This window comes from Candidatus Seribacter sulfatis (genome assembly GCF_964187635.1).
Lineage (GTDB): Bacteria > Verrucomicrobiota > Verrucomicrobiia > Opitutales > Seribacteraceae > Seribacter > Seribacter sulfatis.
The window spans coordinates 1-13497 of record NZ_CAXLMO010000055.1 but is presented as its reverse complement, the minus strand read 5'-3'; the positions used below and the strand labels follow the sequence as shown (position 1 = coordinate 13497).

At 47.2% G+C, this 13497-nt stretch carries 9 protein-coding genes; 6 read left to right on the top strand and 3 right to left on the bottom strand.

The window, feature by feature from the left end:
• The 3 genes from ACKPQ5_RS05995 to ACKPQ5_RS05985 form a co-directional block, all read right to left on the bottom strand.
• A partial coding sequence (locus tag ACKPQ5_RS05995) for a rhodanese-like domain-containing protein (RefSeq protein WP_407678189.1) occupies window positions 1-289 on the bottom strand: 289 nt, incomplete at its 3' end.
• A 21-nt stretch (window positions 290-310) separates the two neighbouring features.
• A complete protein-coding gene (locus ACKPQ5_RS05990) occupies window positions 311-619 on the bottom strand; it encodes an ArsR/SmtB family transcription factor (protein WP_407678188.1) in 309 nt (102 codons plus the stop codon).
• A gap of 92 nt (window positions 620-711) precedes the next feature.
• Window positions 712-1434, bottom strand: a complete 723-nt coding sequence (locus tag ACKPQ5_RS05985; RefSeq protein WP_407678187.1) for a uracil-DNA glycosylase family protein — start codon at window positions 1432-1434, stop codon at window positions 712-714.
• Between the two features lie 194 nt (window positions 1435-1628).
• Between ACKPQ5_RS05985 and ACKPQ5_RS05980 the strand changes: the two genes are divergently transcribed.
• From ACKPQ5_RS05980 to ACKPQ5_RS05955, 6 genes are all read left to right on the top strand, one after another.
• On the top strand, window positions 1629-4478 hold the full coding sequence (locus tag ACKPQ5_RS05980) for a DUF1553 domain-containing protein (RefSeq protein WP_407678186.1): 2850 nt from the start codon (window positions 1629-1631) through the stop codon (window positions 4476-4478).
• Window positions 4479-4488: 10 nt separating this feature from the next.
• Complete coding sequence (locus ACKPQ5_RS05975) at window positions 4489-5946, top strand: DUF1501 domain-containing protein (protein WP_407678190.1); 1458 nt, start codon at window positions 4489-4491, stop codon at window positions 5944-5946.
• A 55-nt stretch (window positions 5947-6001) separates the two neighbouring features.
• A complete protein-coding gene (locus ACKPQ5_RS05970) occupies window positions 6002-8356 on the top strand; it encodes a DUF1549 domain-containing protein (protein WP_407678185.1) in 2355 nt (784 codons plus the stop codon).
• Between the two features lie 8 nt (window positions 8357-8364).
• The gene (locus ACKPQ5_RS05965; RefSeq protein ID WP_407678184.1) at window positions 8365-9756 is read left to right on the top strand and encodes a DUF1501 domain-containing protein; all 1392 of its coding nucleotides are present in this window, start codon (window positions 8365-8367) and stop codon (window positions 9754-9756) included.
• Between the two features lie 274 nt (window positions 9757-10030).
• Window positions 10031-11770, top strand: coding sequence for a hypothetical protein (locus ACKPQ5_RS05960; protein WP_407678183.1), 1740 nt, complete (start codon window positions 10031-10033; stop codon window positions 11768-11770).
• Between the two features lie 359 nt (window positions 11771-12129).
• On the top strand, window positions 12130-13413 hold the full coding sequence (locus tag ACKPQ5_RS05955) for an FAD-dependent oxidoreductase (protein ID WP_407678182.1): 1284 nt from the start codon (window positions 12130-12132) through the stop codon (window positions 13411-13413).
• Window positions 13414-13497: the final 84 nt, after the last annotated feature.

The following is a 13497-nucleotide window of genomic DNA, read 5'->3' as shown; positions in this document are numbered from 1 at the left end:
CCGACTGCCATGCGGAAGTTCCACCTTCCACATTTACGATCTTGGTAAACCCTGCCGCTTCCAGCTTCTGACAAACCTTCATCGATCGCCCCCCTGACTGGCAAATCACATGTATCTCTTCATCTTTGGAAAGCGGAAACTGTTCCAAATCAAATGATTCCATGGGATAGTTCACAGCTCTCTCAGCGTGTACCGCACGAAATTCCGCGGGTGTTCGAACATCGATGAACGAACTTGCGGTATTTTTAAGGCGTTGATGATTCGATTCTTGTACAGATAAATTTTTCATGAGTTAGTAACAGGTAGGAGGTTAAGAAAAACGGGATTTTATACATCCCAAAATAGAAAAAACATGGGGCTCTGAGATTTGGTAAAATGTTTTCTGCCCCTCTTTTTCAACTGAAAGAAAGCCACACCTCATCATTAAGCGCAAATGCTCAGAGGTCACATTATCTCTTAACTTACATGCTTCTGCCAACTCACCAACCGTCCATCGATTCGATTCCAGCAACATAAGCAGTTTAAGTCTCATCGGATGTGCCAGCGACTTCAAACACTCCGCAGCCTCTGCCAAAGATGCGTCATTAATTTCATTTTCTAAAGAAACACTTAATGTCATAATATCGATATAGCCCGATACTAAAATTTAAGCAATTTTTTTATTCCAAAACCTTGCTCATTAATAACAATGAACAGTCACCTTAAAACACCTTACTTCCAGATACCTTGGTCGATTAATTGCTTTGTCGCCGCTGCTGCCCATCCGCGGTTAGCCGCCGGACTCGCTGGACTGGGATGCAAAATTTTACCTATCTGGACATTCATGCCGGAAAGTGCAATTGTCGCTCGTTTCTCTGCAAACCCACCCACTCCGACCAACCAATCAGGCTCAAAAATTTCCACAATTTCTTGGAGATGCTGGTCACAAAGTTCCTCTAATGGTTTGGTTTCAGAAACAACCAGTTTATCGGGTGTTCGATTTTTTCCACTCTCTTCCATAAATACCAACGGGCAATAATTGGCGACAAAGTGATCATTAAAAAAATCATGGGCAGAAGGAAACTTCTCCGAAAACAAACCCCATAATCTCCGACCGCTCACTTCACTCTTGGCACACTCCAATCCGTCCACTGGACGCTTTGGGTGTTCTGGGTTAGGCTTCTTGACTTCGCCTCTTAACCCCATCCAGTCCCGCACTGCCGGAATTTCGCCAAATGGCACTCCCGTCTGGGCCATCCCATAAGGGCCCGGATTCATTCCAAGAAAAACAACTTTCTTTTTTCCGCCTTTGGCTAATTCAAGATACTGTCGATGGATTCCCCATGCATATTCTAAAGGATTGTAGACATAGGTAGTTGGCAGATCAAAAGAGAGCGATCCAACAGATTGAGAAAGTGCCTTGGTCGCTTTTATTAGTTTCACAGTTCTACTCATTCTTTCATAGGTAAATCCATGATCATCTCGAGATCAAAGGAATTATCCACCGGCTTACACCGCATATCCATCTTGGGAAGTGATTTAAAACCTCTTTTTTTGACTCCCAATAATTGTGTTAAGAAGTCTTTTTTCAAAACGAGCTAAATTAAATTTGCAAGAAGTCAAAACATTAGCTCCTATTGAATATCTCCATGATTAAAAAGTTACTCCCAATTTTACTCGTTCATTCAATCTGCCTGGCCAATAACTTAGACTTCAACCGGGATATCCGGCCGATTCTGTCCGAAAACTGTTTTTATTGCCATGGGGTAGACGGAAACAAAAGGGAAGCCGATCTCCGTTTGGATATCCGAGATGATGCAATTGCCTCTGACGCTTTTGTTCCCGGTGACCTAAATGCCAGTGAACTATTTTATCGAATTCATTCGGAGGATGAGGATGAAATTATGCCACCTCCTGAATCGAACCGGATCCTGACATCTGAACAGAAAATAATCCTCGAACAATGGATCAAGGAAGGTGCACAGTACAATGAACACTGGGCCTTCGTCGCACCTAAGAAAAAAGATCTTCCACAAGTTCGGGAAAAAAATTGGATCCGTAACTCAATCGATTCCTTTGTTCTCTCCAAGTTGGAAGAAAGAAATATCCAACCCTCAGCAGAAGCTGAAAAGACAACCCTAATCAAGCGTCTCTACGCCGACCTTATTGGACTCCCCCCTACCCCGGAGCAAGTTCAAGATTTTGTCTTCGATCATTCTACAAGTGCTTACGAAAAAGTCGTCGATCACCTGCTCGCCAGTCCACACTATGGGGAGCGTATGGCACTGGAATGGTTAGATGCCGCCCGATACGCAGACAGCAATGGTTTCCAGCAGGACGGAGACACCTACCAGTGGATTTGGCGGGATTGGGTAATCAAAGCTCTCAATACAGATATGCCATTCGATCAGTTCACAATTTGGCAACTTGCAGGCGATCTTCTACCCAACGCCACCACAGATCAGAAAATTGCCAGCGGGTTTAATCGTAACCATTTAAATAACGGGGAAGGAGGCGCCATTGCGGAAGAGCAACGGTTCGTCATTCTCTTCGACCGGATCGATGTCACATCCACAACCTGGCTAGGCTTAACCGTGGCCTGCGCGCAGTGTCACGATCACAAATACGATCCGATCACCATGCAGGATTACTACGGGATGATGGATGCCTTTAATCAAGTCTCGGAAAGCGGACGTCCGGGCCGACAGTCGTCCAGAATTCGCATAGCCAGCCCCTTCATCGAAATGCCTACCGAAGAGAACAAAATTAAAATCAAAGATTTCGAAGACAGGATTGCCAAGCTTCGCCAGAAAATATCTCGCATTCAAAAATCCTCGAACGGGAAAATACCGAGCCGAAATGGACCCTTCAAAGCTCAGTTTGTTCGAGTTATCAATGACACCCCCAAAGGGTTTCTCCATCTCGCAGAAGTGCAAGTTTTCAACAAGCGGGAAAATTTGGCCCTACAGGGAAAAGCCTCTCAAAGTAGTGATTACCCCAATGGATCTGCGAAAAATGCCATCGATGGTAACACATCCGGAGACTTCTCTAAAAATTCAGTGACCCATACCCAAGAGGAAAACAATCCATGGTTGGAAATTGATTTAGGCACAGAGCAACCGATCGATAGAATTCAATTTTTCAACCGCACCGATAGCAATGTGGGAAAGCGACTTAAAAATTTTTGGGTGGTCGCCTATAACTCACAAAGACAACCTATTTGGGCAAAGAAAGGGGAAAGCACGCCAACGCCTAAATGGGAAGCAACCCTGCCCTCCTCTTTTGAAAAATTTAATAAAGACCAAAACACTGCCTTGATCACATTTCTTAACCCGAATGAGTCCAAGGAAAAAGACAAACTCAACCAACAGATCAAAAGATTCGAAAAACAACTAAATAATTACAAAGGGGACCAGGTACCCAAGGTGATGGTAATGGATGACAGGAAAAAGAGGGAGACCCACATCCTTCAACGTGGTGAATACCTTAAAAAAGGCGAAAAGGTATCATTCACCACCCCCGGATTTCTTCCCAAAATGAAGGAAAGGCTCCCCAAGAATCGTCTGGGGATGGCAAAATGGTTGGTCGACCGGGAGAATCCTCTTACTGCTCGCGTTCAAGTAAATCGTATGTGGCAAAGATTCTTTGGGACGGGACTGGTCAAAACATCCGAAGATTTGGGAGTACAAAGTGAATACCCCCTGCATCTTGATCTACTTGACTGGTTGGCCGTCGAATTTCAGGATCTTGCTTGGAGTCAGAAAAAAATGCACCGCCTCATTGTCACCAGTTCCACCTATCGACAATCGAGCCAAATGAATGATTGGCACAGAGAAAATGACCCCGAAAACCGCCTGGCCAGCCGAGCCAGTCGTTTCCGTATGCCTTCAATGATTCTGCGCGATTGGGCACTCACCAACAGCGGATTACTTGCAACGAAAATTGGCGGACAACCCGTCTACCCCTACCAACCCGAAAAAGTTTGGGAAGCCCTTGCGATTACCAAAGAAAGAAATTTCGATTACCCTAAATCGTCAGGTGATGATCTATACCGCCGAAGCCTTTACACTTTTTGGCGTCGCACCGTTGGACCGGCCAATATGTTCGACTCATCCGATCGTCAAGCTTGCCGGGTTAAGCCCGGACGAACAACCACCCCCCTCCATGCTCTGACCACCCTGAATGACCCGACTTGGGTCGAGGCATCACGCTTTTTGGCCGAAAGGGCGATCAAGCATTCGAACCGTTTATCTGAACGCTTGGAATATGCCTTTCGACTAGTCACATCGAAGTTTCCCACCCCCGCCCAAATGCAAATCCTCGCAAATACCTATAATGAACAACTTGCCATTTACCGCGAAGAACCTGGGGAGGCAAAGGCACTGTTGAATGTCGGCGAGGCAAAGCATGCTCAGCATTATAACCATGAAGAACATGCCGCCCTTACAGTTACCTGTCTGGGCATCCTTAATCTCGACCAGTCTCTCACCCGCGAATAATTTTCTTACCATGATCGAATCTCATCCTCGCTTTCCATTACAGAGTGAAACCCGTCGCAGTTTTTTAGGTAAAGGATCAACTGGTATAGGATTGGCCGCTCTTGCTGGACTACTCAACCAGGACCAAGCGATGGGCAAAACTGTTGGCGGTTTCTCATTTCCAAACTTCCCACCCAAAGCTAAGCGGGTGATCGTACTTTGGCAGGGAGGAGGCCCTTCCCATATTGACCTGCTCGACCCGAAACCGATGCTTAAGAAGATGGCAGGTAAAGACATACCCGTCTCTGTTCGAGGAGACACCCGTCTCTCTACGATGTCCTCCAGTTATAAAGCCTGGCCCTGCGTCCCGGAAATCAAACCTTATCAAAAATACGGAAAATGCGGAACCGAGATCAGTTCTATGCTCCCCCATATAGGAAACTTGGCGGATGACCTCTGTATTGTCCGTAGTCTAAATACCGAAGCGGTGAACCACGCACCCGGAGTCACCTTTACACTAACCGGTTCTCAAATCCCCGGTCGGCCAAGTATGGGAGCATGGCTCACTTACGGATTAGGAAGCGAATCAGAAGATCTTCCTGCCTATGTGGTCATGACCTCCACCGATAAAGGCAAAACCTGTGGCCAACTTTTTTATGACTATTATTGGGGAAGCGGATTTTTACCAAGCAAATATCAGGGAGTTAAGTTCAGCAGTACGGGTGCTCCTGTTCCTTATTTAAATAATCCAGAAGGAATTTCCTCAAAAGGCCGCCGTTCACTACTCGATAATATTGCCAAGTTAAATCAGGCCCATCATTCCGAATACGGAGACCCTGAAATCAACACCCGAATTGCTCAGTATGAAATGGCATTCCGGATGCAGACCAGCGTGCCAGAACTGCTCGATTTCAAGCAGGAACCCGAACATGTGATCAAACGGTACGGTCCAGATGTCGAGCAACGAGGGACCTTCGCTAGCAACTGCCTGACCGCACGCCGTCTGCTCGAAAGAGGAACACGATTTGTCCAGTTGATGCATTCCGGATGGGACCAGCACAGCAATCTATTTACCCAACTTGAAAAACAATGTAACGCCACCGACGCCCCCACTGCCGCCCTAATTCAAGATCTGAAGGATCGGGATATGCTCAAGGATACCCTTGTCATCTGGGGCGGTGAATTCGGCCGTACTCCATTCGGGCAGTACCGTTCAGGCGACCCAAAGAAACCAACGGGTCGGGATCACTTCGGCCGGGCCTTCAGTTGGATTATGGCGGGGGGCGGAGTGAAACCCGGAAGCACATACGGAGAAACGGATGAATTCGGATGGAATATAACCAAGGACCCAGTCCACATTCACGATATGCAAGCAACGATTCTTCACCTTTGCGGAATTGACCACACTAAATTAACTTACCGCTATCAGGGGCGGCGCTTCCGCTTGTCCGATGTTCATGGACACATTAAAAAGGGAATAATCGCCTAAGGTGATCTTGACTTCCAAATAAGTGCACATACGCTTTACACATGTATACCTACTAATGAAAAAACTTCTCCTAATTTTCATCTTCCCTTTCTTTGGATGGTCCAACCCTCTCGACTTTAATCGGGATGTACGGCCTATCCTTTCGGATAAGTGTTTTTCCTGTCATGGACCAGACGAACATGGACGTAAAGCAGATCTTCGCCTCGATATCGAAAATGATGCCAAACACGAGGACTTAATGGCGATTGTTGCCGGCAAACCCGATGAAAGTGAAATGATCTACCGGATTCATTCAGATGATGAGGAGGAACTCATGCCCCCACCTGAAATCGGGAAACCCCTGTCTCAGAGAGAAAAAGAAATGCTCGAGCAATGGATTAAAGAAGGAGCCATTTGGGCGGATCATTGGGCCTATGTGGATCCGGTCAAACATTCTCAACCTCAAGTAATTGACTCAAATTGGCCTACTCATTGGATCGACCGATTCACCCTCGCAGACATCAAGAAGAATCAATTAAAACCAGCCCCCGATGCTGCCCCCATCACTCTTGTCCGCCGCCTACATTTCGATCTAACGGGACTTCCACCCACGCCACAAGAGGTTACAAATTTCGCCACCAACCCTTCCCCTCGAGCGTACGCATCTCTAATCGATGATCTCCTAGCCTCCCCTCATTTTGGTGAACGTATGACAGCGTATTGGTTGGATCTTGTTCGCTATGCAGACACGGTGGGGTACCACGGAGATCAACCCCATAACATTTCACCCTACCGGGACTGGGTGATCAATGCATTCAATCAAAATATGCCGTTTGATCAGTTCACCCGTGAACAATTAGCTGGCGATCTTCTCCCCGGCTCTACAACTCAACAAAAAGTCGCATCGGGGTACAATCGTCTACTGCAGACTACCCATGAAGGTGGCTTACAAATCAAGGAATATGATGCCATCTATGCCGCTGATCGGGTGCGTAATGTTTCCGAGGTTTGGATGGGAGCCACCGTTGGTTGTGCCCAATGTCACGATCATAAGTACGACCCCTACACCATCAAAGATAATTATGCCTTGGCTGCATTTTTTGCCGATATTGGGGATCGTGGATTCAATGGAAATTCCCTGCCCACCAAGCGCCCTCCAGAAATCATCATTCACAACCCCGAAAACCTGGCCAGAATTCAACACCTGCAAAAGGAGATGAATGCCCTAGTTCCCCCTGCAAACCAAAAGAAATTCCAGGAATTTCAGAACCGCAAGAACAGGCTCATCTCAACGCTGAAGAAAGCCAAAGAAAAAGATAAGCAGGATCTACAAAATAAACTGGGTAACTTGAATCAAGAAATTTCCAAACTCGCAGGTGAACAGGAACTGGCCAGATACCGAAAGATTCGTAGGGAAAAGGTCGAAATTGAGAAAATGGGTCGACCCACAATGATTTCTCAAGCCGTAAAACCCCGAAACATGCGTGTATTACCCAGAGGGAACTGGATGGATGAAAGCGGCCCCTTTGTCCTTCCCGCAGTGCCTGAGTTTCTCGGCCAAATCAAATCCAATAAAGATCGGCTTAATCGCCTGGACTTGGCCAACTGGCTGACCGATCCTAAAAATGGAAAAGGAAAGCTTAATGCCCGCGTGCTCGCCAATCGGATCTGGTATCTTCTATTTGGCAAAGGATTGGCACCTGATCTTACTGATTTTGGCGGACAAGGCACCCCCCCTGAACACCCCGAATTACTAGATAATCTTGCACTCTCACTGATTGACAAACAATGGAATATTAAAGCATTCATCAAGGATATCATGCTAAGCCGCACCTATCGCCAAGCCACGCTGCCTGGGGAAGGTTACCAAAGTTTCCAGGTTGCCCAACGACTGCCTGCAGAATTCATCCGGGATAATACTCTGGCTATTAGCGGTCTTTTAGTTCCTACAATTGGTGGCCCCAGCGTGAAGCCCTTTCAGCCCGGTGGTTATTACCGGCACCTCAACTTCCCTCAAAGAAAATACACAGCTGACACCGGAGAAGCCCAGTGGCGCCGGGGACTTTATGTTCACTGGCAAAGGCAGTTTCTTCATCCCATGATGAAAGCCTTTGACGCACCCAGTCGTGAGGAATGCACCACCCAACGACCACAGTCCAATACTCCATTGGCTGCACTGGTTTTACTGAACGACCCCACATTTCTGAAAGCAGCCAAGTCTTTTGCCGGAAAGATTGTAAAGCGCGGGGGGGACTCCTTTGGAAATCGTCTGGCCTTCGCATTTGAGGTAGCCCTGTCCCGCCCCCCCGATTCTTTTGAAGAAAACACCCTGGCACAATTGATCGATGATCGTAACTCCGCCAGTGCGGAATCTTGGACACCCCTTGCTCGTGCTATCCTCAATCTTGCCGAAACCAATTTAAGACGATGAATATTCCAATGAATCCGAACATGATTAACCGGAGGGCTTTCCTCGCCGGTTCCGGTTTAAGTCTGGGCAGTGCAGCACTTAATACACTAATGGCCAAGGACGCAGACCAACCCATGTACCTGCTCCCCAAAGCCAAGGCCAAGCGGGTCATTTTTCTATGCATGGCAGGCGGACCTTCTCACTTGGAAACCTTTGACTACAAACCTAAACTTGATGAGCTCAACGGAAAACCCATGCCCGAGTCCTTCACCCAAGGTCAACCTATTGCTCAGTTACAGGGAAAAGAACTTAAAGTTCAGGGCCACTTGACCAAATTTAAAAAATACGGAAAAGGAGAACAGTACATTAGTGATTATCTTCCATGGACTGCGAAAATGGCCGACGACATTTCCATTATTCGTTCTATGGTTACTGAACAGATCAACCATGATCCTGCACACACGTTCATGAATACCGGATCTGTAATCAGTGGACGTCCGTCGATGGGATCATGGGTAAACTACGGCTTAGGAAGTGTTGCCGAAGATTTACCCGGTTTTGTGGTCATGACCAGCGTGGGTGGACGCAATCCTCAACCCATTGCTTCTCGCCAATGGTCAGCGGGCTTCTTACCCAGCCGTTTTCAGGGAGTGGAATTCAATTCAACCGGAGACCCAGTACAATATGTCCGAAATCCTAAAGGCGTAAGCGCAGAGCACCAAAAAAAATTGGTCAATGCAATTACAACTCTCGACCGTCATCGTAATCAGGCGATTAATGATCCCGAGACCGATACCCGGATTGCTGCCTATGAAATGGCCTTTAAAATGCAGACATCCGTTCCTGAACTAATGGATGTGTCCAAGGAACCCCAGCATATCCTTGACATGTACGGTGCTAAACCAGGAGATGGTTCCTATGCTTCCAATTGCCTTCTTGCTCGTAAACTTGCCGAAAAAGGTGTCCGGTTTATTCATCTTTATCACCGTGGATGGGATCACCATGGCGGGTTAGAGAAGTACATGGATACCTGTTGTGGCCTTACCGACAAACCTACATGGGCACTCATTCAGGATCTCAAACAACGGGGCATGCTCGATGATACCCTGGTCGTTTGGGGCGGAGAATTTGGCCGAACTCCTATGTTTCAGGGTAAAGGAGAAGCTGGTCGCGACCACCATATTAAAGGCTTTTCCATGTGGATGGCCGGGGGGGGAGTAAAGGGAGGGTTTGGATACGGAGAAACCGATGAACTTGGCTACCATGCAGTAAAAGATAAAGTTCATGTACACGACATGCATGCCACCATGCTCCACTTACTTGGAATCAAGCATCAATTCTTTTCCGTCAAACATCAGGGACTTGACTGGAAACTGACGGGTGTGGATCATTCCCATGTGGTTAAGTCGCTGATTGCGTAACCCAAAAAGTTTTGATCCCAATGATCAAAAGGATCACTATCCCGATCCTCTTTCATTCCTTTTTGGTAAACTATTCAAGATTCAAGCGGCGTACAACTACATCAAAAACTGGGGAGTTCCATGCTACTAGTTCAACAATCAGGCTTATGTATGATTGAAAAATTATTCCCTGCATCTCAATAACATGATCACGAGCTCCACTTGGGAAATATTAGTCTGAAAGAATTCTAAAACTTGCAATCAATTGAATATTCAGAAGGATGGTTGTGTGTGGATGCGAATATTTAATTTTTGTAGGCTTCTATTTTTGGCGGGCAGCACCAGTTTCGTTTGCCTTGGAAAGAACTCACTGATCCCTGAAGACCCCCAGGATCGGGAAGGGCCCGGAATAGTGGGTTTTTTTGACCGCGAGGGCCTAGCCCCTGCCTACGAAGCAACCCGCAATCATGTGCATGTCGGCTTCCGCTGGCAGCCGTATCCAAACCAACCCAAAAATTCAGAGGCCGATATCGAGCGGGAGCTGGGTAAAGTGACCAGCTATGCGAGTTTCTGGTACATGTCACTCCACACCCTCCCGCAGAAAAAAAACCTGGATTATGCGAATCATCCATCAAAAGATGCTCTCGCTATCAGGCATGCGGTCAAACTATGCAAAGCAAGAGGCATCAAAACGGAGCTGGTACTCTGGCAGGTACCCTTGTGGATGAATGGCGGAAAGACTTACCCTGATTTCAATAAATTGCCGCCCGATGACCAGGCAATCTATGAGATGGTTAAGGCAACTGTGGAGTGGTTCGGTGAGGATGTGGATTACTACGCCATCTTTCACGAGGCCAATCATCCCAAGTATTGGGATGGGTCCTGGGATGAATTAATGAACTTGTTCATGCTGCCGGCGGCACGGGCGATCCGGGACTATGAGAAAGAAACGGGAGATATCAAAGTCGTATCCACCGCTGGTCTCTCCCCTTCGCGCGATTGTAAAAAGTGGTATAATGTGCAATTGGAATCGGCGGAACTGATGGGTATGATCGATAACTTCGCACTCAACCTCAGTGATTTTAATAACGGTTGGGGGGGAGGTATTCCAACCTGGGTAACTTCGGTTTGGAGTCAAATCGAATACATGGACCGCCGCCTCCATGAGGAAGGCTATTCCGACAAGGGAATCGTCGCTGCAGAAAGTTGGATATGTTGGGATGGGAAGCGCACGGTTCACGGACCCGAAGGAAGCGGGGATACAGTCGAATCAACTCTGCGAATTTTGGGGGAATGCATACAGCGAGGTCTGAGTTTAGCCAATCTTCCATGGACCGACAATAACAGTGCCTGGACCATGGGACTCACCAAGCGGCTCGATTATAATGGGAGGCTCGCTCGTTTAGGCGAAAAGCTTAACCCCAACTTTACTGGAGGCCCGGCAATTGCCACCCGCAAGTTGAACCTGATGGGGAGTGACGAAAAGTTTACAATCAACAACGATTCTCCCGCGATAGTTAAAGGTAAGTTTGGTGCCCCCTATGCCGTGGCCGACGACCCAAATCATACGCATTATTATATTTGGCGTTGGTTTGCCCAACTATCTGCAGGGCAGAACGAGTGCGTGCACCATGCAATAGCTGGAGAGGCAGGCAATAATATTGTGCTCAGTGGAGCTGAGGATAAAGACTTTATGCGTATGTGTTCATACGATCGTACCGCAAATCGTTTCATCGCCCTAGCCGCTCGAAGGAAAGCGAAAAACGACCCAACAGACCTGACCGTTTCCATCCCTGCAACGATACAAAGAGGAAAACGATACAATCGGGATGGACATTTTGTCGGTGAAGGGTTCGCGGAAGGAGAAGATGTGCAGGTGCAATGGACGACCGAGGATGTAGAACCAAAGACCGGCTACCGACTGAACAAGACATCCGGGGATACAGATCTCATACAGGTGAGGGATGGAAAGCTAACTTTTCGTATTCCCGAATCCCTTCGCCTAACATCGATCGTTTTTCAGTCACTGCGATAGAGGGAGCAAGCTTCGTCTTACTTTACTTGGCCTTATCCTACACTCATATTTATATATTTTCATACCTCCTTGGTTCCCTTCCACCCATTCTTATACCTGTAGTTTTAGTGGATTGAAAACCTCTGCTCTGACCCTTTTGAATACAGGTTTCAACGAAAAGTATGAATGAATGTAAACATTGGCTGGTTGAAAAATTTTACAAAAAGTGAAACCTGTAAGACTTTTTCGATCGTGATGACCTCGAAAGCTGATTTGGGCACAATAGCGGTACTCTTTCTTGCTTATTTCTTTTCACACTTTATTTTAAAATCTAAGAAATCTCCCCCTCAAGGCCTTAAATTTATTATATTCTAATTTTCATGACAGAATCTGAAAAATCTTCTATCACAAACCCACGCCGTAATTTTATTCAAAAGTCTATACTTGGAGCCTCCACTTTTGCTGGCTTGAGCGTTGCTTCAACTGCCCATGCCTCCGTAGAGAACGGCGTTGAGGATTTTGAACCAGAAATCATCAATGAAGTTGACGTTCTGGTTGTGGGGAGCGGATCTGCTGGTATCACCGCAGCACTGCAAGCTGGCCGAGCAGGAGCTAGAACTCTATTGGTCGAAAGAAGCTTTCAACTGGGTGGCACCACCACCACTGGGGGCGTCGCCTACCCTGGATTGTTTGATGCCTGGGGCAAACAAGTGATCGCTGGGATCGGATGGGAACTCATTAAAGAAAGTGTGGAACTGGATGGAGGCAAGTTTCCTGATTTTTCAAAAGTTCCCCGGTCTCACCACCATAATCAAATCCAAATTAATCAATTTATTTTTGCCTTATTGGCCGAAGAAAAATGCCGCGAAGCGAGTGTAGGCATCGCATATTACGAATTCCCTTCCAAGGTTACTAAAACCGATAAAGGATGGCAGGTGGACTGTGTCGGCTTTGGGACCAAGCGCAGGGTTCTTTGCAAGCAAATTGTAGACTGTACCGGAGGAGCGGAAGTTGTGGGAATGCTTGGATTTGAAAGACTCCGCGAGAAGGAAAGACAACCGGGGTCTTACCTTTATCAAATGGGCAGTTCTCATAACCCAGCCAGTAAACAACTCCACAGGCTCTATGTGCATGGGGCCGACTCCACCAATTCGCGCACTGCCACCTTGGCCAACCTGACGGGAAGAAAAACAATTTTAGAAAAAGTCAGAAGAGATAAAAAACGCCTGATGCACTTACAGCCCGAGACCGGATTTAGGGAAAGCTACCGTATCCTCGGAGAAACTCTTATCTCGGTTCAAGACTACACCTCAGGACGTCATTTTGATGATGCAGTATCCTATGCTTTTTACCCCGTTGATCTGCACACCCGCACGGGGGTAAGACCCAAGCCTTTAAAACGTGGAACTGTACCCACGGTTCCCTTGCGTGCCCTGATCCCCAAAGGAAGTGAAAATATTATCGTGGCTGGAAGATGTGTCAGCAGTGATCGTCTTGCCAACTCAGGTCTGCGGGTACAGGCCGCCTGTATGGGAATGGGACAGGCAGCCGGGGCAACCGCTGCACTGGCAGCAGAATCGAACACTACGCCTCTTAAGGTTCCCTTATCCAAGATTCACGGACTTCTTCAAAATCACGGGGCCATAATTCCCTCCAAGGCATAATTTTACTTGAAAAAACGACGACTAGTCTCCCTCTTTAATGCCATCCTGTTTGGGGTGATGGCAGTGACTGGGATAATTGCTTTT